Source organism: Paenibacillus haidiansis, from assembly GCF_036553665.1.
Taxonomy (GTDB): Bacteria; Bacillota; Bacilli; order Paenibacillales; family Paenibacillaceae; genus Fontibacillus; species Fontibacillus haidiansis.
The window spans coordinates 146,461-165,764 of record NZ_JAZHPZ010000009.1 but is presented as its reverse complement, the minus strand read 5'-3'; the positions used below and the strand labels follow the sequence as shown (position 1 = coordinate 165,764).

Annotated in this window: 19 protein-coding genes and 1 riboswitch; of the genes, 15 read left to right on the top strand and 4 right to left on the bottom strand. The window is 56.0% G+C overall.

All coding sequences use genetic code 11. The annotated features are described in order from the left end of the window. The first annotated feature begins 59 nt into the window (after window positions 1-59). The 4 genes from V3851_RS17885 (at window position 60) to V3851_RS17870 (ending at window position 3,410) form a co-directional block, all read left to right on the top strand. Window positions 60-734 (top strand): uracil-DNA glycosylase, encoded by a 675-nt coding sequence (locus V3851_RS17885; RefSeq protein WP_331847919.1) that lies wholly within the window; start codon window positions 60-62, stop codon window positions 732-734. Window positions 735-764: 30 nt separating this feature from the next. After that, entirely contained in the window at window positions 765-1,091 is a 327-nt protein-coding gene (locus V3851_RS17880; RefSeq protein WP_331847918.1) for a DUF1806 family protein, read from the top strand. After that, window positions 1,088-1,831, top strand: a complete 744-nt coding sequence (locus V3851_RS17875) for a PIG-L family deacetylase (RefSeq protein WP_331847917.1) — start codon at window positions 1,088-1,090, stop codon at window positions 1,829-1,831. Before V3851_RS17880 ends, V3851_RS17875 begins: the two co-directional genes overlap by 4 nt. A 352-nt stretch (window positions 1,832-2,183) precedes the next feature. Beyond that, entirely contained in the window at window positions 2,184-3,410 is a 1,227-nt protein-coding gene (locus V3851_RS17870; protein WP_331847916.1) for a DUF116 domain-containing protein, read from the top strand. 63 nt (window positions 3,411-3,473) lie between these two features. Here the strand turns inward: V3851_RS17870 and V3851_RS17865 are convergent, their stop codons facing one another. After that, window positions 3,474-4,748 (bottom strand): peptidase, encoded by a 1,275-nt coding sequence (locus tag V3851_RS17865; protein WP_331847915.1) that lies wholly within the window; start codon window positions 4,746-4,748, stop codon window positions 3,474-3,476. A gap of 124 nt (window positions 4,749-4,872) precedes the next feature. Here V3851_RS17865 and V3851_RS17860 point away from each other — a divergent pair, with 124 nt between their 5' ends. From V3851_RS17860 to V3851_RS17820, 9 genes are all read left to right on the top strand, one after another. Then, the gene (locus tag V3851_RS17860; RefSeq protein WP_331847914.1) at window positions 4,873-5,784 is read left to right on the top strand and encodes a LysR family transcriptional regulator; all 912 of its coding nucleotides are present in this window, start codon (window positions 4,873-4,875) and stop codon (window positions 5,782-5,784) included. A 133-nt stretch (window positions 5,785-5,917) separates the two neighbouring features. Continuing rightward, complete coding sequence (locus tag V3851_RS17855; protein ID WP_331847913.1) at window positions 5,918-7,186, top strand: HAMP domain-containing sensor histidine kinase; 1,269 nt, start codon at window positions 5,918-5,920, stop codon at window positions 7,184-7,186. 68 nt (window positions 7,187-7,254) lie between these two features. Then, window positions 7,255-7,614, top strand: a complete 360-nt coding sequence (locus V3851_RS17850; protein WP_331847912.1) for a hypothetical protein — start codon at window positions 7,255-7,257, stop codon at window positions 7,612-7,614. A 60-nt stretch (window positions 7,615-7,674) separates the two neighbouring features. Further along, window positions 7,675-7,778, top strand: a riboswitch (TPP riboswitch). A 137-nt stretch (window positions 7,779-7,915) separates the two neighbouring features. After that, entirely contained in the window at window positions 7,916-8,602 is a 687-nt protein-coding gene (gene tenA, locus V3851_RS17845) for a thiaminase II (protein WP_331847911.1), read from the top strand. 55 nt (window positions 8,603-8,657) lie between these two features. After that, a complete protein-coding gene (gene thiM, locus V3851_RS17840) occupies window positions 8,658-9,524 on the top strand; it encodes a hydroxyethylthiazole kinase (protein WP_331847910.1) in 867 nt (288 codons plus the stop codon). Next, on the top strand, window positions 9,521-10,414 hold the full coding sequence (gene thiD / locus V3851_RS17835; RefSeq protein ID WP_331847909.1) for a bifunctional hydroxymethylpyrimidine kinase/phosphomethylpyrimidine kinase: 894 nt from the start codon (window positions 9,521-9,523) through the stop codon (window positions 10,412-10,414). The genes thiM and thiD overlap by 4 nt, the downstream gene beginning before the upstream one ends. Then, complete coding sequence (gene thiE, locus V3851_RS17830) at window positions 10,411-11,082, top strand: thiamine phosphate synthase (protein ID WP_331847908.1); 672 nt, start codon at window positions 10,411-10,413, stop codon at window positions 11,080-11,082. Before thiD ends, thiE begins: the two co-directional genes overlap by 4 nt. A 420-nt stretch (window positions 11,083-11,502) precedes the next feature. Continuing rightward, on the top strand, window positions 11,503-13,383 hold the full coding sequence (gene htpG / locus V3851_RS17825) for a molecular chaperone HtpG (protein ID WP_331847907.1): 1,881 nt from the start codon (window positions 11,503-11,505) through the stop codon (window positions 13,381-13,383). 82 nt (window positions 13,384-13,465) lie between these two features. Then, window positions 13,466-13,963 carry a CYTH domain-containing protein gene (locus tag V3851_RS17820; protein WP_331847906.1) on the top strand — a complete coding sequence of 166 codons (498 nt, stop codon included), beginning with the start codon at window positions 13,466-13,468 and terminating at the stop codon, window positions 13,961-13,963. Window positions 13,964-14,029: 66 nt separating this feature from the next. Here the strand turns inward: V3851_RS17820 and V3851_RS17815 are convergent, their stop codons facing one another. Continuing rightward, window positions 14,030-14,785 (bottom strand): SGNH/GDSL hydrolase family protein, encoded by a 756-nt coding sequence (locus V3851_RS17815; protein WP_331847905.1) that lies wholly within the window; start codon window positions 14,783-14,785, stop codon window positions 14,030-14,032. 184 nt (window positions 14,786-14,969) lie between these two features. Here V3851_RS17815 and V3851_RS17810 point away from each other — a divergent pair, with 184 nt between their 5' ends. Then, window positions 14,970-15,959, top strand: coding sequence for a Gfo/Idh/MocA family protein (locus tag V3851_RS17810; RefSeq protein WP_331847904.1), 990 nt, complete (start codon window positions 14,970-14,972; stop codon window positions 15,957-15,959). Between the two features lie 74 nt (window positions 15,960-16,033). Here the strand turns inward: V3851_RS17810 and V3851_RS17805 are convergent, their stop codons facing one another. Next, a complete protein-coding gene (locus tag V3851_RS17805) occupies window positions 16,034-17,254 on the bottom strand; it encodes a phosphodiester glycosidase family protein (protein ID WP_331847903.1) in 1,221 nt (406 codons plus the stop codon). Window positions 17,255-17,357: 103 nt separating this feature from the next. Between V3851_RS17805 and V3851_RS17800 the strand changes: the two genes are divergently transcribed. Continuing rightward, window positions 17,358-17,627, top strand: coding sequence for a hypothetical protein (locus tag V3851_RS17800; RefSeq protein ID WP_331847902.1), 270 nt, complete (start codon window positions 17,358-17,360; stop codon window positions 17,625-17,627). Window positions 17,628-17,670: 43 nt separating this feature from the next. Here V3851_RS17800 and glgP read toward each other — a convergent pair whose 3' ends face one another. Continuing rightward, window positions 17,671-19,287, bottom strand: a complete 1,617-nt coding sequence (glgP, locus tag V3851_RS17795; RefSeq protein WP_331847901.1) for an alpha-glucan family phosphorylase — start codon at window positions 19,285-19,287, stop codon at window positions 17,671-17,673. Window positions 19,288-19,304 lie beyond the last annotated feature (17 nt).

Genomic DNA, 19,304 nt, shown 5'->3' with positions numbered 1-19,304 from the left:
GATGATAGAATAATAGAATACGGCAGACTATGCAATTACGGTAGAGGTGATAATACAAGATGGCAATCCTATCCAACGATTGGGCCGCATATTTGGAGCAGGAGTTCGAGCAGCCTTATTATGTGAAGCTGCGCAAATTTCTGGCGGAGGAATACAAGACGAGAGAAATTTATCCCGATATGTACGATATTTTTAATGCGCTGCATTACACTTCGTACACCGAAACTAGGGTAGTTATATTGGGACAAGACCCTTATCACGGGAAAGGTCAGGCACATGGCCTAAGCTTTTCGGTCAAACCGGGGGTGAAGGCGCCGCCTTCCCTGCAAAATATTTTCAAGGAGCTGCATGACGATCTCGGCTGCCGAATCCCGAACAACGGATACCTGGTTCCTTGGGCCAAGCAGGGCGTACTGCTGTTGAACACGGTACTGACCGTCCGGGCGGGCTCGCCGAATTCCCATAAGGACCTGGGCTGGGAGCATTTTACGGACCGGGTGATCGAGACGCTGAACCAAAAGGAAGAGCCGATCGTATTTTTGCTGTGGGGCAGCCATGCCCAGAAAAAAGCCGAGCTGCTTACGAACAAGCATCACCTGCTGATCAAGACTCCGCATCCCAGCCCGTTTTCGGCGCATCGGGGCTTTTTCGGCAGCAAGCCGTTCTCGCGGACGAACAGCTTTTTGAGCTCGTCCGGATTGAAGGAAATCGATTGGCAGTTGCCGGATATATAATAAAGTAAAAGTACCTCGGAAGAAGGAATAATGAACGTGATGATGAAAATCGACAAAACGCAAGTCGAGGCGGAGCTCCGCAAATTTGTCGGGGAACCCGCCTATGTTCACAGTGAGGCGACATCGTACGTCTTTGTGCGGAATTTCAAAGTGCTGCCGACGGAAGTCCATATCGCCGGGGAAGGGGACGGTCCGTACCGGGCGGCGCTGCGGTTTGACGGGCAAGGCTGGCTCAGAATGGAGGCGCTCACCCATTACGAGGTTGATGAAGCGGGACGGCTGCTGTTGGCCGGATTTGACGATCGGGGACGCATGGATGTCGCCCTCCATTTGGGAAAGGAGCCGTTTCCGGAATGAACAGTATAATTCAAGAGCGAACCGTCGGGGGGCGCAAGCTGCTTGCAGTATTTGCGCATCCCGATGACGAAACGTTTATTTGCGGCGGCACGCTGGCCAAATATGCCGCGGAAGGGACGGAAATCACGCTGGTGAGCGCCACGCGGGGAGAGATGGGGCGGCGCATGGGCAATCCGCCGTATCTGAACCGCGAGACGATCGCCGCGGCCCGCGAGCGGGAGCTGCGGGAAGCTTGCGATTGCCTCGGCATTTCGCGGCTGCATTTCCTCAATATTCGCGACAAAACGGTCGAATTTATCGATGAAGCGCATTTGACCGCGCGAATCGAGGCGCTGATCGCCGAAACGCAGCCCGACGTCGTGCTGACGTTCCATGAGAAGCTCGGCGGGCATCCCGACCATTGCGCGATCGGGAAGTTGACGACGGAGGCCTTTCGCCGATCCGGCTGCAAAGGCTCCCTGTTCTTTATTTCGTTCGGCAATACGATGGAGAACCCGGAACGGTTCGGCTATACCCGCGGCGATATCGCCAAAATCGACGTGTCCGCCCATCTGGAAGCCAAGCTCGCGGCCTTCCGGGCCCACCGCTGCCAGTCGGAGATCGACGAGTGGGTATGGCTGCCCGATGAGGAGGCGCTGAGCCGGTTCGGCGCTTACGAGTATTTCATCAAAGGAGACCACTCCGTCCCGCTGCGGGATGCGGGGGATTTGTTTCAAACGAACGCAGCGCAAACTTTATAACGATGTATACGCAGGCCTCGCCAATTGGCGGGGCCTTTTTTCATGCGGGTGAGTAGCGGTCATGAGTGCCTTTATTTCCTTGTGGTTTACCGATTTCAAAGATTAGCGGACCGGAGAGCCGTTATAGAGCCCGAATCCCCTGGTTTGGCCTTCCTTTTGGAGAAATAGCGTTCACTGTGACCGTAAGTCACCCCAATTGCCTGTTTTCTGCGGATTAGCGGCTCAGATGTCCGCTTGGTTCAGAGAAAAACCAAAAAATGGGCTTCGCGTTGAAAAATCATCACTGATTAGCACCAACTCAAGATGCTATGATGGCATCAAATCAAACGGGTTGGCGGCGGGGGTGAAGAGGATGGAAGGAAGCGGGAAAATCGAAGGAATGAAAGAACCGGTAAGAGCAAAAAAAATGATAGAAGCGAAAGGGGACGAGGAAACTCTCTATCTGCTAACCGCAGGGGACGGCGGCGGAAGCGAGCGGTACTACGAGGATGTCGAACGGTTCGCCGACATCGTCGTTCAAAGGCTGCGGAGGGAGCAGGCGGTGAGCCAATTCGGCCGCTTTGCCGCCGCTCGCCAAAGCGAGTTCCGCGATCCCTTGGTGCTCGGTCTCGAATTTTTGATGATCGGCGTGTTGTGGCGGCGCTACGGCGGCCGGGCGTGGGCCCTTCATAAATACGGAGGAGGAATGCTGTCCAAAGTATACGGCCGGAAGGGCCGAAGGAAACGCATCGGGCCCGCCATCCACAGGGTGAAGGGGGTGCTGAACACCCTCGCCCTTATCGCGCCCGGGCCCCGGAAGGTCCCGGTTCCGCAGGCGGACGTAAGCCGCTTCGCTTCGCTGATCGGCTGGCTACGGGCGACGGACGAGTTTGCGCAGGAATGCCGAAGGCTGGAGGAGTGGCTGACCTTTTTCAAGGGGAAATCCCGCCAAGAAGCCGTGCGCAGCCTCCAGCGGGCCATCGCCCTCGCCGAGTGGTTTGATACGGAAAGCCTGCGGGTTTTGGGGCGATATACGGCGAATGTGGAGCCGTATATCGTACGGCGCAGCAGGAGTCTGCGCTGGAAGGAAAACGTGATCTTCTGTACTCGCGGCCGGGTGGAGTACCACTTGAATATGGTAGGCGCGGAAATGATGAACCGGGCGTTCCGGGAAGACTTTTTACGGACGAAAGTCAAAAAGGTGCTTCTTCCCGTCTGTATGCGGGAAAAAGGGGAAGCGGGCTGCAGAGCCGTCCCGGCCGACGACGGTTATGTGTGCCAACGCTGCAGCAAGAGCTGCCGGGTCAAAACGGTTACGGATCTTGGCCTAAATCACGGCTTCCGGGTACTGCTCATTCCCCATGCCTCGACGGCTTTCGGCAAGCAACCGGTCGAACCCGGAAAGATCGGGATCATTGGCGTGGCCTGCGTTCTCAATTTGATCTCCGGGGGTTACCTGGCGAAACGCATGGGTTATGTTCCCCAATGCGTACTGCTGAATTACTCCGGCTGCGGCAAGCATTGGCATGACCCCGGGCGGATTACGGAGATCGACTTGGCCCGGCTGTTCGACCGGCTGAACCTGAAACTTCAGGGTTGAGTGGGAACGGAAAAACAAAACCCCCGGGCCCGCTGGTTCGGCGGTGCCCGAGGGTTTTAACATTTACAATGCCGGCTGTACTTTTTCAATCGTTACGGGAGTGGGGTCATCCGCCACGATGTCGGAGGCGATGATAAATTCCGCATGCGTCATGCCCGGCAGCGAACGGGTCATGATCGGCGAATGGTAGGCCACGATTTTCATGCCGGGCTGCAAGGCCGTATCCTGTCCCAGCGACGGGATAATGACCGTTTCGTCGGAGATGTTCAAAATAACGTCATTATCGGTTGAAGCATCGGAGCCGACATTGATGTACACCTTTCCGTCCGAAGCGAGATCGGAGGCTTGTACGGTGCCTTCGATTTTAGGAAGCTCTTCCTTCAGCACCACGATCTTGTCGGCATGGGACCGGGGCGGATAAATCATGGTCATCATTTCGGGATAATAAGCCTTGATCCGTGCATCGGATTTCAGCGCGTCCTTGGTCAATGCGGCGCCGCTTTCATCGACGATTTCGGTTTTGTCGTCAACCGTCAGATGGATGTAGTTCATTCCGCCTTGTTCCAGCGGGTTGCCGATCACCGTAATCAGGTTATCCGACAGCTTCGCGATCACGCCGTTCGTCCCCGGCGCTTCCTCGTTCGGCGCCACGGCGTTTTCCGTGTCTACGATCACGTAGCTTGCCGTCGCCTGGGCCGGGAAGCTCATCATCACGGCCGGGCCGTAGAAGGCGCGGACCGTCGCCCCGGTTTGAATGTCGGCAGCGGCGACACTCTGGCCGTTCCGGTCCACTAGCTTGGTCGTATCGGCAAAATGCAGCACGATGCTGTCCTCAAAGCCGGAGTACACATTCGTTCCTTTGACGAAGATGCCGTTATCTCTCACCTCGGACACAGTGCCGTCAACCGCGGTAAAGCTCGTATCCTGAACAACCAGGGTCAGCGCGGTGCCGCGGGCGGGCAGGCTTTTCGTAATGTTAGGGCCATAGAAAGCCTTGACCGCCTTTTTTTCGTCGATAATCGTTTGCAGTGCGACTTTATTGCCTTTGGCGTCAACGATTTTCGTATCCTTCGTAATCGACAGAATGATTTCGCTTTGATCGGCCGGGGCAAGTCCGCGGCCGGTAACCGTGATGAATTTGCCGGACTGGTCATTGACGAAGTCGGTGATTAGTCCCAGTGTACCGGGCACGACTTTTACCTGATCCTGAACCAGGGCGGTGTCGGAAGAAGCGGCCGGCAGCGGGGTAACATTCAAATTTTGGGCAAATGCGGCGGTCGGGATGGCGGCCATGGCCAGCAAGGACGCGGCCGCGATCGCTTTGTTCATTTTTTTCATTAGATTATCCTCCAAAGTTGTCATTGTTCTCATCTCTATCGACGAAAATGATTCCAAAAGGTTGCACAAGTCCGGAATCATCTTAAAATAAGAAGATAGAATTCATAGCGGGGAGGCATAATCCATGACCTTGCAGCAGCTTAAATATGTAATAGAGGTCGCGAGCCGCGGCTCGATGAATGAAGCGGCCAAACGGCTGTTTATTTCCCAGCCGAGTCTCTCCAACGCAATCCGGGATCTGGAGGAAGAACTGCGGATCACGATTTTTGAGCGGACCAACAAAGGCATTTCGCTGACGAACGAGGGAGCGGAGTTTCTGGGCTATGCCCGTCAGGTGGCGGAGCAGGCGGAATTGCTGGAAAACCGTTATCTTGGCGGGAAGCTGACGCCGCAGCATTTTTCGGTATCCACCCAGCATTATGCTTTTGCCGTAAACGCTTTTGTAAGTCTGGTGCGGGAGTACGGCCAAGAGGAGTACGAACTCGCACTGCGCGAAACGAAAACGTATGAAATTATCGAAGACGTGAAATCCCGGCGCAGTGAAATCGGCATTCTTTATTTGAACGATTTCAACGCCAAGGTTATCAAAAAGCTGCTAAAAGAAGGCGGCCTTCAGTTCAACAGCTTGTTTGTGGCGAAGCCGCATATATTCATCAGCATCCAAAACCCGCTGGCCCAGCAGGCGATCGTGACGATCGACCAGCTGCGGGAATACCCTTATCTGTCTTTTGACCAAGGGGAGTACAATTCGTTTCATTTTTCCGAGGAAATTCTCAGCACACTGTCGCATCCGAAAAGCATCCGGGTCAACGACCGGGCCACGCTGTTTAATCTGCTGATCGGACTCAACGGATATACGATCTCCACCGGTGTGCTCACTTCCGATCTGAACGGGAATGAGATCATCCCTGTCCCTTTGGATTGCGAGGAAACGATTAACGTCGGCTGGATCTGCCACAAAAATGCCGTGCTTTCCAGGCTGGCGGAGGTTTATATTCAGGCTTTGGAGGAATCGGTCGGGGAATACGGAGGATAGGACATCGATAAATTTGCTTCAGCCCGCGTTGCGGGTTCGCTTCACCGAGGAAGGAAATCTTACGGATTGCAAAATGGCAAATATAGATTAGAATTGCTATAAGAAACCGGTATTTCCAGAAAGGTGACGGTGAATGGCGGCTCTTAAAGAAATCGTGTTGCAATTGTTCTTTGCCCTGATGCCCTTTTTGTTGTTTAACGTCTTATACCGGGACAAGCCGCAAAATTATTCGCGGAAGTTCGTGCTCATTTCCGGCATGGCCAGTCTATTCCTTTCGATGACTTTCAGCGCCAGCGCGGTAAGCGGCTATTTGTACGATACCCGCAACGTCATTCTCTTTTTCGGCTTACTGTTCGGAGGGCTGGAGCAAGGTTTCATTCTTTTTTTGCTGATGGTACTGTACCGGTTGTATCTTGGCGGCGACGGGACAGGCGGAGCTCTGCTTACGATGGTCATCCTCTTTCCCGTTTCCTTGCTGCTGTGCAAGCTGTATCGGCGGAGCGTCCGGAAGCTGCCGGTGATCTTAGCGGCGGGCCTGCTTTTTTCCGTGATCACCCTCCTCGTCGTGTACTTATTCACCCCGCGAATTCTGGACATGAATCCGATGTTTCATCTGGTTGTCATTCCGGTCCAAAATATAATCGGTTGCTGGCTGCTGATTTCCTTATTCCAAAAAGCGGCCATGGACAAGGAACTGTTCATCGCCTACGGGCAGAAAGAAAAGACGGAGACGATCAGCCAAGTGGCGGCGTCCCTCGTACACGAGGTGCGTAACCCGCTTACGGCGGTGAAGGGCTTTTTGAAGCTGATCCGCGAGTCCGGGCTGGAACGGGATAAGGTTCAGCGATACATAGACATTTGCGAAAGCGAAATGGAGCGGGCGGAGCGCATCCTCTCCGAATATCTTGCCGTTTCAAAGCCGCCGAACGACCGGCAGGAACCGGTCGGCCCGATCGATTTGTCGCTTCAGCTGCGGATCTCCCTGGAGGTCATGCGCCCTTACGCCAACATGAACAATGTCGGTCTGGAAGGGCAAATGCCCGATGAACCCGTTTCGATTTTGGCCAATCCCGAGCGAATCAAGCAGGTATTCATCAATTTGATCAAAAACGCCATCGAGGCCTGTTCCGGCGTGCCGGGCGGACACGTCACGCTGGAATTGCGGGTGGAGCAGGATAAGGCCGTGCTGACCATCGAGGATAATGGGATCGGAATGACGAAGGAGCAAGCCGGGCGGCTCGGCTCCGCCTTTTACTCGACCAAAACGGGAGGCACCGGTCTCGGTCTGGCCTTCTGTTATCAAACCCTGCAGGCGATGGGCGGAACGATCGCTTTAAAGAGCGCTTACCGGGAAGGAACCCGGTTTACGATCCATTTGCCTTTATACCGGGAAAGGGATTAATTGCCGCCGGGTTGGCCTAAAAAAACATGCTCCGACATATCCATGGGATATAGAGGAGGGTGATACATATGGACAAGATCGTGCAGCGGTCCGTTGAGAGGTACTATCAATTGAAGCAAAGCCAGAAGGAACTGGAGCAGGAACTGGCGGAGCTGCGTCAAACCATTTTGGATTACTGCCGGGAGCGCGAGCTTCAGCATCTCGAACTCGCGGACCATAAGGTCAAGATCGTCCAGCAAAACCGCCGGGAATACGATGAGAACAAGCTGTTTGCCGCGCTGCCCGACCCGGAATTATGGCGCATGCTTTCCAGGCCGGATGCCGTCAAAATCGCTGGTTTGATCAAGCTGAAGGTCATTTCCGAGGAGAAGATCAAGGACACGTATACGCAAAAAAACGTCCAGCTGCTGCAAGTGGAAAGGAAGTAAGGCTGCGAAACGTTTGACAGATATGGTAAACCCAGGTACAGTAATAGACAAATGCATAGGTACATCCACTAGGGGAGCCGTAAGCGGCTGAGACAAGAGCGTATCTTGGACCCTTTGAACCTGATCTAGTTCGTACTAGCGTAGGAAAGTGGAGTCGGCCCAAACAATTGCCGATACGTTTCGTACGTATTGATCGTGGGTTAGGCCGCTCCCGTTTCCGGGGGCGGCCTTTTTGCGTTTGGAGAAGAGTCGGCTGTCCTCTATCATTTTCGGTTCGGGAAGTGAAAGGAGGTGATACGATATGAGTTTTACGGAGGAGCTTCGCCGCGAAACGGATCATGTGTTTCAAGCTATTTATGAGCATCCCTTTGTCCGGGGCATCGCGGCCGGAAAGCTCGGCGGCGGGCAGCTGATCCATTATGTCAAACAGGATTACGAGTACCTGAACGCATACATGCGGGTATACGGGATCGCGATCTCGAAAAGCGCGCGGCGCGAGCAAATCGCGATGTTTCAGGAACAGATCGCCTTTATATTGCATCGGGAGGTCCAGCCGCACCGCTGCTTCTGCGCCGCCGCCGGAGTGGATGAAGAACTGCTGCGGGGCCATCCCTTGGCGCCGTCCGCGCATCACTATATCCGGCACATGCTGACGGTGGCCCATGAAGGAACGCTGGGCGAGATCATGGCGGCGCTGCTGCCTTGCCCCTGGACATATTTGGAGATCGGCCGGAGGCTGCTTGACGAGGTGCGGCCGGATTCGTCCCATCCCTTCCATGAGTGGATCCTGTTTTACGGGCACGAGGCCGGGGACGCCACCGCAAAATTCCGCGCCATGCTCGATGCCTGGGCTGAGGAGGCGGGTGAAGCGGAACGCGGGCGAATGAAGCAGCATTTTATGCACAGTTGCCAGTTGGAGTATTTATTCTGGGATATGGCCTACAAGTTGGAGGAATGGCCGGTTTCACCGGCGGCTGCGGCCTTGTGAGTCCGTCACCGTTTACGGGAACACCGCTAAATCATGGAAGAGAGGTTGAACTTTGATGAGCCTATTGGAAAAAGAATTATCCCGCCTGCTTACACAGGTGCAAAAGAACAGACCGCTTGTCCACAATATGACCAATTCGGTGGTCACGAATTTCACGGCCAACGGCCTGTATGCGCTTGGCGCGTCGCCGGTGATGGCATACGCGCCGGAGGAGGTCGCCGATATGGCCGCCGTCGCGGGGGCGGTGGTGCTGAACATCGGCACGCTGACCGCCGAGCTCGTCGAGGCGATGATTATCGCCGGACGGTCGGCGAACGCACACGGCGTGCCGGTGCTGCTCGACCCGGTCGGAGCGGGCGCGACCCGGTTCCGCACGGAGTCCGCGCTGCGGATCATGCGCGAGGTGAACGTCTCGCTGCTGAGGGGCAACGCGGCCGAGATCGCCAATCTCGTCGGCGAAGCCCGCGAGATCAAGGGGGTGGACGTCGGGGACAGCGAGAGCGGCGGCAACGCCCCGCTGGCGATGCGGGCCGCGCGGGAGCTGGGCACGGTCGTCGCGATCACCGGCCGCGAGGACGCGATCGCGGACGGCGAACGGTGCCGGATCATCAGTGGCGGGGACGCGCTGTTGACCCAGGTGACCGGCACCGGCTGCCTGCTGACGAGCGTGCTGGGCGCGTTCGCGGCGGTCGAGCGGGACACGCTGCTGGCCGGTACGGCCGGGCTGGCCTTTTACGGCGCGGCGGCCGCCCGCGCCGCCGAGCGGACGGCCGCCTTCGGGCCGGGCAGCTTCCAGACCGCCTTCCTGGATGAGCTCGCGAAGCTGCATCCGCATTCGCTGAAGGGCTACGCCGCCGTCCGGGAAGCCGCGGGCTCCGGTGCCAAAGCCGGAATGGGCACAGGTACGGGGACTCCGCGATGAGCGGCCGCCGCATTCCCAAGGCGCTGACGGTCGCCGGCTCGGACAGCGGCGGCGGAGCGGGCATCCAGGCCGACCTCAAAACGTTTCAGGAGCTGGGCGTGTTCGGCATGTCGGCCATTACGGCCGTCACAGTGCAGAACACGTTCGGGGTCGGCGGCGTATATCCGCTGCCGCCGGAAGCCGCGGCGGAGCAAATCCGGGCGGTGGGCGAAGATCTCGGCGTCGATGCCCTGAAGACGGGGATGCTGTTTGACGCCGGCGTGATCCGTGCCGTCGCCGCCGAGATCCGCAGCTTCGGCTGGGAGCGGGTCGTCGTCGACCCGGTGATGATCGCCAAAGGCGGCGCGGAGCTGCTGCGGCGGGAAGCGGTGCTCGCCTTGAAGCAGGAGCTGCTTCCCTTGGCCTTGATCATTACCCCGAATATCCCCGAGGCGGAGGTGCTCGCCGGGATGAGCATCCGCTCGATGCGGGACCGCCGGGAAGCGGCGAGGATCATCGGCGCGATGGGACCGAAGCTGGTCGTGATCAAGGGAGGGCATGACGCGAGCCCCGGCGGGGGGAGTTACGACGGCGGAAGCGCCGCCGGGACCGAAGCGACGGAGGTGGTCGTCGATTTGGTCTATGACGGCAGCGGTTTTACCGAGCTGGCGGGCCGGCGGATCAACACCGTACATACGCACGGTACGGGCTGCACCTATTCCGCCGCCTTGACCGCGGGTTTGGCGCGGGGAATGGCGGTACAGGACGCCATTTCACTGGCGCGCGAATTTATTCAGGCGGCGATCGAGGAAGGTCTCGGGCTTGGCCGCGGGCAGGGGCCGACGAATCATTGGGCTTACCGCCGGCGGCAGGAGCTTCAGCGGGACCGGGTATTGGAGGCGGGACGATGAAGAGCGGCAACGAAAGAGTTTCTCCCGCGCTGATGCGGGAATACCTGCGGATGTACTTGGTCATCGGCAGTGTAAACTGCCTGGCCGACCCCGTCCGCGTGGTGGAGGAAGCCCTGGCGGGCGGAGCTACTCTGGTCCAGTTCCGCGAGAAGGGCCCCGGCGCGCTTGCCGGCGAGGACCGACTCGCGCTGGCGCTCCGGCTCCAGGCGGCCTGCCGCCGCGCCGGGGTGCCCTTCATCGTCAACGACGATGTGGACCTGGCCCTGGAGATCGGGGCCGACGGGGTCCACATCGGGCAGGATGATGAAGATGCGGGGGCGGTCCGCTCGCGGATCGGGAACCGGCTGCTCGGCGTCTCCGCCCACACCGCCGGGGAAGCCCGGCTCGCGGTCAGTCGGGGCGCGGATTATCTCGGCATCGGCCCGATTTATCCGACCGCGTCCAAAGCGGACGCCCATGCCGTGCAGGGCCCGGCGATCCTCCGCGAGCTGCGCCGCTCCGGGATCGCCCTGCCCCTGGTCGGCATCGGCGGCATCACCGCCGAGCGCGCGGGCGAAGTCGTCGCCGCCGGAGCGGACGGCGTCGCCGTGATCTCGGCGGTGACGGGAGTCCCGCCCGGCGAGACGCGCGATGCGGTCCGGCGTATCCTGGCGGGGATGGTTACGTGACACGGTTGGCCGTGTCACGTCCCTTCCGCCAGGAGGCGGCGCGCTTTGCAGCGCAGCCTTACGGACACCCGGGTCGTTATTTCGGCTGATTTTACCCGAATCAGGCGACTAGCGAACTCCATAGCCGTTATTTGCGCTAAATCAGCCCTTCAGGGGCTGGGTTCGCGTGAATAACGGCTTTTGTGTCCGTAAGGAATTCAAAAGTTCGGCTTTTCGCCAAATAGCGGCCGACTTGTCCGTTATACGGCAGAGGAGGACAGAGGGGCATCCAAAACCTTTTCAACGCCATGTTAATTCAGTTTCTGTACCCGATTGTATTGACATCAAAATTCAGGATAATTAATATAGAATTATGGATTAGCACTCGGAAGGATAGAGTGCTAATATATTGTTATCCGAGAAAGGAAGGGGCCTTAAGTCATGGCAAAAAAGCAGTTTAAAGCCGAATCCAAACGATTGCTGGAAATGATGATCAACTCCATTTACACGCAGCGGGAAATTTTTCTGAGAGAACTGATTTCCAACAGCAGCGACGCCATCGATAAAATATACTACAAGGCGCTGACGGACGAGAACCTGGCGTTCAACAAGGATGACTACTACATTAAACTGACGGTGGACAAGGAGAACCGGACGCTGACGATTTCCGACACCGGGATCGGGATGACGAAGGAAGAGCTGGAGAACAACCTCGGCATCATCGCCAACAGCGGATCGTTCGCGTTCAAGAACGAGAATGAGGCGAAGGACGGCCACAACATTATCGGCCAGTTCGGGGTCGGCTTCTATTCCGCCTTCATGGTGGCGGACAAGGTGGCCGTCATTAGCCGCGCCCTCGGCAGCGACGAGGCGTACAAGTGGGAATCCACCGGCGCGGACGGTTATACGATCGACACGGCCGACAAGGAAAGCGTCGGTACCGACATTATTTTGACAATCAAGGAGAATACCGAAGACGACCAATATGACGAGTACCTGGAAGAATACCGTCTGAAGTCGATCATCAAGAAATATTCCGATTTCATCCGCTACCCGATCAAGATGGATGTGACCTCCCATCGTCCGAAGGAAGGCAGCGAAGGGGAGTTCGAGGAATTCCGCGAAGAGCAGACCGTCAACAGCATGGTGCCGATCTGGCGGAAGAACAAGAGCGAGCTGACCGACGAGGATTACGAGAATTTTTACATGGAGAAGCGGTACGGATTCGACAAGCCGATTTCGCATATTCACATTAAAGCGGACGGCGCCGTCGTATATAACGCGATCTTGTATATTCCGGAGCGTACGCCTTTCGATTATTACACCAAGGAATACGAAAAAGGGCTGGAGCTATACTCCAACGGCGTGCTGATCATGGACAAATGCGCCGACCTGCTCCCGGACTATTTCAGCTTCGTGAAAGGGATGGTCGACTCCGAGGACCTGTCGCTGAACATTTCGCGGGAAATGCTGCAGCATGACCGTCAGCTCAAGCTGATTGCGAAGAACATTCAAAGCAAGATCAAGAGCCAACTGCAAACGGTACTGAAGGAAGACCGCGAGAAATACGAGCAATTCTACGAATCGTTCGGCCGCCAGCTGAAATTCGGCGTTTACAACGATTACGGCATGAACAAGGATGTGCTGCAGGATCTGCTGCTGTTCACCTCCTCCAAGGAGAAAAAGCTGGTTACGCTGGACGAATACGTCTCCAGAATGCCGGAAGATCAGAAATATATCTATTATGCTACCGGCGAATCCGTGGACCGCTTGGAAAAGCTGCCGCAAACCGAGCTGGTGCTCGACAAGGGCTACGAGATTTTGTACTTCACCGACGATATCGACGAGTTCGCGATCAAGATGATCATGAACTATAAGGAGAAGGAGTTCAAATCCGTATCGAGCGGCGATCTCGGGATCGAAAGCGATGACGACAAGCCGGAAGACCAAGAGGTCGAGAATGCAAACAAAGAACTGTTCGCGGAAATGGGCGGCTTGCTGGCCGGCAAAGTGAAGCAAGTTAAGGCATCCAAACGCTTAAAGACCCACCCGGTTTGCTTATCGGCCGAAGGCGAAGTATCGATCGAAATGGAAAAAGTGCTGAACGCGATGCCTAACGGCCAGGAGGTCAAAGCGGAGAAAGTGCTGGAGATCAACGTCAACCACGATGTGTTCCGGTCGTTGAAAGAAGCTTACGCCAACGATAAAGACAAGCTAAATCTTTATACCAACCTGCTATACAACCAGGCGCTGCTGATCGAGGGCTTGCCGGTGGAAGATCCGGTCGAGTTCACGAACAATATTTGCAAAGTGATGGTGTAGAAGGCGGGCACGGTTTAGTCGCTTGTATAAGCCGGCATATGTTACACTTGAAGATGAGACCATCAGTAAGGAGAATAAACTTATGCCGCTCGAGATTGAAAGAAAATTTCTGCTTCCGGCATTCCCCAAAGCGCAAATTGAGGATGGCACGATTCAGGTCGTCAAGGAGCAGGTGATCGATCAGACGTATCTGGCCCTGGACGGGGATCAGGAACTGCGGGTAAGGAAGATCAAGGATCTCTCCACGGGCGAGATCGGCTACACCCATACGTTCAAACGGGGGTTCGGGGTGGCGCGCGAGGAGATCGAGTATCCCATCTCCGCCGGGCTGTACGAGCAGATGATTCATATCCGCCGCGCGATTCCCCTGGTGAAGAAGCGGACCACCGCCCGCTGGAATAATATCCTGATCGAGATTGACGACTACCGCCAAATCGATATGAACGTGTTAGAGGTCGAATTCGATTCCGAGTTAGAGGCCGCCGGCTTTGTGCCGCCGGATTGGTTCGGCCCGGATATCAGCACGGACAAACGGTACAGCAACAAAAAAGTATGGCGGGATCTGCAAAGCCATTGGTGAATACGATAAATCAAAAAAGGACGCCGAAACGGCGTCCTTTTCAATTTGAGCGAAAACGCGGTTATTTTATTCCAGTACCAATCCGTTATTGTCCCGCAGCAAATGCTGATAATGCGTCCGGATAAATTCCAGCACCTTGTCGCAGATGATTTTGTGGCCGGCCTGATTGGGGTGGATTCCGTCCGAGCAGAGGAATTTCGTGAAATCCGGATGCTCGAGAAACGCCCCGCGCACATCGATGTATTTCGTCTTGGTCAGTTCCGATACCTTCAGGATCGTGGAATTGTACCGCTCTTGCCACCAGTATATTTTCGTCACGCTGCCGAGCCATTTCAGGATGTTTTTCTCGGCATCGGGGTTGTTTTTGCTGACCCATTTAAAATAGTTGTCGGCGTTCAGCGGCGGCAGGCTCATAAGAATCGGCGTGATTTGCTGGCTCTTCAGGAATTGTATCGCTTCGGTCAGCATTTTTTCGAACATATTGAAGTCCGTCTTGGGACGATGCTCTCCGTCGGGATTGTCGGCAATTTCATTCCAGTTGAAATCGCAGTCGTTGCCGCCGTATTCGATCAGTACGAAGTTCGGTTTGTCCTTGAGCACGTCCTTCTTCAGATTGGCCATCCCTTTAATCAAAGTATTGCCGAATCTGGCCGTATTGCGCACCGCAACCTTTAGTTTGTCCTGCAAAAGGGAAACGTAATTGTCCTCCAGCAGCACATATTTATTCTTGGCCTCGTCGTAAATGACGCCTTTGGAAATCGAATCTCCCGTAATCATGTATTTGGCAGTTGGCTCCATCGTTTCTGCGTTATTTCCTTTCATCCGATCACCCCGTTCCATAAACTTTCTCTTTCTTTTATTGTAGTGCAGTTGCCGAGTCAAACGCAAGCGCCCGTCGTACTCGCAACAAACGTTTTTGCGTAAATTTTCTGACGGCAGGTGGACATGAAGTGTCACCTAATGAGAGAATACTATAGAGAATATTTTAGAAAAAGGGGGATATTCTATGCTTCGATTCGGAGTTATCGGAACGAACTGGATCACGGAACGCTTTATTCAGGCGGCGGAGGAAACGGAACAATTCTCCTTGGCGGCCGTATATTCGCGAACGGAAGAGAAGGGCCGGGCGTTTGCCGCGAAATATAATCCCAATTCCGCAGTATATACCGATCTGGAAAAAATGGTGTCGGAGGCCGAAATCGACGCCGTATATATCGCAAGTCCGAATTCGTTTCACGCCGAGCAGGCGGTCCTGTGCATGAACCACGGCAAACATGTGCTGTGTGAAAAGCCGCTCGCCTCCAATGCGGCCGAGACCCGGCGGATGATTCAGGCGGCGAAGGGCAATGACGTGCTGCTGATGGAAGCGATGAAATCGACGATGATGCCGAATTTCCGGGTCATCATCAACAACTTGTACAAAATCGGCCGGGTGCGCCGTTATTTTGCCAGCTATTGCCAGTACTCCTCGCGCTATGACGCCTTCAAACAGGGGACGGTGCTTAACGCGTTCAACCCGGTGTTTTCCAACGGCGCGCTAATGGACCTTGGCATTTATTGCATTTACCCGCTTGTGATGCTGTTCGGCAAACCGGAATCGATCCAGGCGACGAGCATTATGCTGTCTTCGGGCGTGGACGGGGAGGGCAGCATCCTGATGCGGTATAGCGATATGGATGCCGTGGTGATGTATTCGAAAATCGCCGATTCTTACGCGCCGGCGGAAATTCAGGGCGAGAACGGGACGCTGGTGATCGATAAGGTCAATCAGCCGTACGATGTAAAAATCCTGTACCGCGACGGCACCGTCGAGGACCTCCGTCAGCCGCAGATGCAGGAGTCGATGTTCTATGAAGCGCGGGAGTTCATTGAGCTCGTGCAATCCGGCAAACGCGACAGCAGCGTCAATTCGCTCGCTGTTTCGCTGGCGGTCGCGGAAATTATGGAAGAAGCGCGGCGCCAAATCGGGCTGGAGTTTCCGGCGGACCGGTTTTAGAAGATGAAAAAGGGATGTCCGGGGGCGTGAGGCCCGCCGAGGCATCCCTTTTTTCTATGGCCGCTAACGGCCGGTTATCGATAGGTAACGACGAGCGCGTTGCTGATCTTCCGCCCGGGCGTCGTCAAATACTTGCCGTTATAGTAAAGCCCGCTGGAAGCTCCGCCGTCCAGGTTCATCGCCTGGTAAGCACCGGCCTGCTTCATGATTTCGGCCAGCTGCGGGATCGTCGCGCCGCCGCTCGTCAACAGGATCAGCTTGTGATCGCGCGTGAGCCCGAGGGCGCTTCTGGCGCCGCCGCCGGTCAGGATTTTCGGGTCCTTGAAGCCCTCCGCCGCGACATCAAGCGCGACCTTTCCGTCGACAAGCAGCCGCGGACCGGCCTGGATCGCGCCTTCGATGGTGCCCTCCTCGAAATGCTTGTTGAAATCGTCGCCCGGAATCAAGGAGGCCAGCATATTTTTGTCGTACGTAAAAATGGTACGTTTGTCGCCGGATGCTTTCCGCTTTAGTTCTCCGCCGCTTACGATATAGCCGTAAGGCGCCTTGAAGCTGTCTTTCGTGTACGCGTCAAAGAAGGTGCCGTTAATGGCGACAAGGGCGTTGCTGCGCTTCGCCATACTGCTCAAGTCCTCTACTTTGCCGACCTCGTTGCCCGCCAGCACCGTACTCAGCCGGATTTTCGGATGCATAAGCGATACCGTGACCATTTGCACGGAGAACGATTTGCTGCCGACCTTGAACGTTTTGCGCGCGCTGACGACCGGGTTGCTGCCGCTCGGGAACGATCCGCGCTCGATGGCCGGCAGCGTAGCTTTGGCGTTGCCGCTGCCGATGTGGAGCACGGTTGGATTTTTGCCCCACTCCAGCGAGTACCCGAGCGCCTCCTTCACAAATTGCAGCGGAACATAAGTCGCTCCGTTCTCGCTGAACGGGGCCTCGGACATCGTTATCGGCGCTCCGTTGAGCTGGGCCGCCGTTTTACCGATGTACAGGGTAAGCTGCTTGTCCCCGTCCGTGATATCGATTCTTTGATCGGCGGCGCTCCACCCGACCATGGCATCGCCAAAGCCTTTCAGAAACGAGATCGGCACGAAGGATCTGCCGCCTTTGGAGTCGAGCAGTACCACGTTTTTAGGGGCCGTGGCGGCTGTGGCGGCTGCAGCGGATGCACCCGTCGCGACGGTAGCGGGGGAGGCGGTGTACGCGGCGGCCGGGACGATTGCCGAGCTCAGGCCCGAGGGGATGAGGCAGATCACGGCCAGGAATGCGAGGATGCGGGTCTTTTTCTTCATGTCGGTTATATACTCCTTTTAGCTGGTATATGTGCTTGTTTGAAACCAATCCATTGTAATTATATCGGCGAATAAACCTTTTTTGTGAACCGGGAAAGAGCGTTTGGCGGGCTTGCAAATTGACCATTCCTGCAAAAATACAGTTTTTGCGGACTGGCAAGGGGCCGATAAAGAAATTCCTGCGATCGTGCAGGAATTTTCCGGCCATTTTCGTCTAAACAAGGGGAGCGAGGGGAAAACCTGCATATTTGCAGGAATTTCCTCTAGGGAAGGGGAAATGTGCTCAAAAGCATGCACTTTTGCAGGTTTTCTTCACCATATTATCGTTGCAAACAAAACAGGACTGTCCCACCGGTCAAATACCGACCGATGAGACAGCCCCCTTGGTTTTACGAGGTGCCAGGCGTCAGTTCAAGTTATGCCTTGATATACATTTTGCTGTAATACTCTTCGAGCATCCGCTTGGTGGCAAAGGTTTCGCGGGTCGTTTCGATGCTCTTCTTCATCATTTGCACCCATTTGGCGCGGTTGTCATAGTAGGTCGGCAGGACGCGGTTCAGCAGCGTGTCGTACAAGGCGTCGCTGTCATGACGGTCCAGCACCGCGAAGTCGGTCGTCTCGAAGCCGTCGCCGATCTGCCAGCCGTTCTCGCCGTCGATGCAAGCCTCCGGCCACCAGCCGTCGAGAATCGAGCAGTTCAACACGCCGTTCATCGCCGCTTTCATGCCGGAGGTTCCGCTCGCTTCCAGCGGACGGCGCGGGTTGTTCAGCCAGACGTCCGAGCCGCGGGTCAGCATCGCGCCGATCGTCATGTCGTAGTTTTCGAGGAAGACGACGCTCTTCGGATACTTCTTCATCATCGCCACGAGGTTGCTGACGATCTTCTTGCCCGTATCATCCAGCGGATGCGCTTTGCCGGAGAAGACGATCTGGATTTTGCCGGATTCCAGATAAGGCTCGATAATCTCCGGCTGGGAGAAGATCAGGTCGCTGCGTTTGTACGGCGCCGCTCTGCGCGAGAAGCCGATCAGCAGGTTATCGGCGTTCAGGGAAACGCCGGAACGCTCTTTAACAAACGCTGTCAGCTCGCGTTTAATTTCCGTATGAGCCGCCCACAGGTCCCCGCCTTTCTCGTAAGCTTCGGTGATCCGTTCGTCCACCCAGGTCGGCGTATGAATGGCGTTCGTAATTCCGATGATTTCGGAGCGCCCGGATACTTCTTTCCACATCTTGTTGGAAGTGTCGGCGTGCAGCGCGGCGACGCCGTTGGAAATGCGGGACAGGCGCAGCCCGGCGATCGTCATGTTGAACGGATTGCCGCCGATGCGTTCCATTTGATCGCGGGTCAGCCCGTTGAATGCGGTCATATATTCCAGCCGGTCGAGCGGGTGGGTTTCATTGCCTTCCTTGATCGGCGTATGCGTCGTGAAGACGACTTCCTCGCGGGTAGCCAGCCAGGCTTCCTCGAAGGTTTTGCCGGCGCACATTTTCTCCCGGATCAATTCCGTCGCGGCGAGTGCGGCATGCCCCTCGTTGAAATGGTAAACGTCGATCGGAATTTGCAGCGCGCGCATCGCCTTGACGCCGCCGATCCCCAGCACGATTTCCTGGGCGATCCGTTCCTCGCCGAACCAGCCGTACAATTGTCCGGTAACCCAGGCGTCGCCGTTCTCCGGAATGTCGGTATCGAGCAGATAAAGCGGGTTGTTGCCGAACTGTTCCGTTTTCCATACCTTGCAGACGACGTCGGTGTTGCGGATTTTCACGGTCACCTTGATCCCGGTATCTTCCAGAAAATCGTAGACATAGTTGTGGTACGTGTCATACGGTTTGCCGTTTTCGTCGATCCGCTGATCCGTGTAGCCCTGCTTCCATTTGATCCCGATAGCGACGATCGGCGCGCCGATATCTTTGGCCCCCTTGATGTAGTCTCCGGCCAGGATGCCCAGGCCCCCGGCATACATTTTAAAATCGGAATGCAGTCCATACTCCATGCTGAAATAAGCTACAGTAGGCAGTTTCTTCTCGTTCATTCGGTAAGCCTCCTTGT

Excerpts from the sequence above, each read along its gene's own strand:
- V3851_RS17860 (WP_331847914.1), top strand. The coding sequence starts at position 4,873 with ATGACCTTGCAGCAGCTTAAATATGTAATAGAGGTCGCGAGCCGCGGC.
- V3851_RS17850 (WP_331847912.1), top strand. The coding sequence starts at position 7,255 with ATGGACAAGATCGTGCAGCGGTCCGTTGAGAGGTACTATCAATTGAAG.
- V3851_RS17855 (WP_331847913.1), top strand. The coding sequence starts at position 5,918 with ATGGCGGCTCTTAAAGAAATCGTGTTGCAATTGTTCTTTGCCCTGATG.
- glgP (WP_331847901.1), bottom strand. The coding sequence starts at position 19,287 with ATGAACGAGAAGAAACTGCCTACTGTAGCTTATTTCAGCATGGAGTAT.
- V3851_RS17865 (WP_331847915.1), bottom strand. The coding sequence starts at position 4,748 with ATGAAAAAAATGAACAAAGCGATCGCGGCCGCGTCCTTGCTGGCCATG.
- tenA (WP_331847911.1), top strand. The coding sequence starts at position 7,916 with ATGAGTTTTACGGAGGAGCTTCGCCGCGAAACGGATCATGTGTTTCAA.
- thiE (WP_331847908.1), top strand. The coding sequence starts at position 10,411 with ATGAAGAGCGGCAACGAAAGAGTTTCTCCCGCGCTGATGCGGGAATAC.
- V3851_RS17870 (WP_331847916.1), top strand. The coding sequence starts at position 2,184 with ATGGAAGGAAGCGGGAAAATCGAAGGAATGAAAGAACCGGTAAGAGCA.
- V3851_RS17815 (WP_331847905.1), bottom strand. The coding sequence starts at position 14,785 with ATGAAAGGAAATAACGCAGAAACGATGGAGCCAACTGCCAAATACATG.
- htpG (WP_331847907.1), top strand. The coding sequence starts at position 11,503 with ATGGCAAAAAAGCAGTTTAAAGCCGAATCCAAACGATTGCTGGAAATG.
- V3851_RS17820 (WP_331847906.1), top strand. The coding sequence starts at position 13,466 with ATGCCGCTCGAGATTGAAAGAAAATTTCTGCTTCCGGCATTCCCCAAA.
- thiM (WP_331847910.1), top strand. The coding sequence starts at position 8,658 with ATGAGCCTATTGGAAAAAGAATTATCCCGCCTGCTTACACAGGTGCAA.
- V3851_RS17875 (WP_331847917.1), top strand. The coding sequence starts at position 1,088 with ATGAACAGTATAATTCAAGAGCGAACCGTCGGGGGGCGCAAGCTGCTT.
- thiD (WP_331847909.1), top strand. The coding sequence starts at position 9,521 with ATGAGCGGCCGCCGCATTCCCAAGGCGCTGACGGTCGCCGGCTCGGAC.
- V3851_RS17885 (WP_331847919.1), top strand. The coding sequence starts at position 60 with ATGGCAATCCTATCCAACGATTGGGCCGCATATTTGGAGCAGGAGTTC.
- V3851_RS17880 (WP_331847918.1), top strand. The coding sequence starts at position 765 with ATGAACGTGATGATGAAAATCGACAAAACGCAAGTCGAGGCGGAGCTC.
- V3851_RS17810 (WP_331847904.1), top strand. The coding sequence starts at position 14,970 with ATGCTTCGATTCGGAGTTATCGGAACGAACTGGATCACGGAACGCTTT.
- V3851_RS17805 (WP_331847903.1), bottom strand. The coding sequence starts at position 17,254 with ATGAAGAAAAAGACCCGCATCCTCGCATTCCTGGCCGTGATCTGCCTC.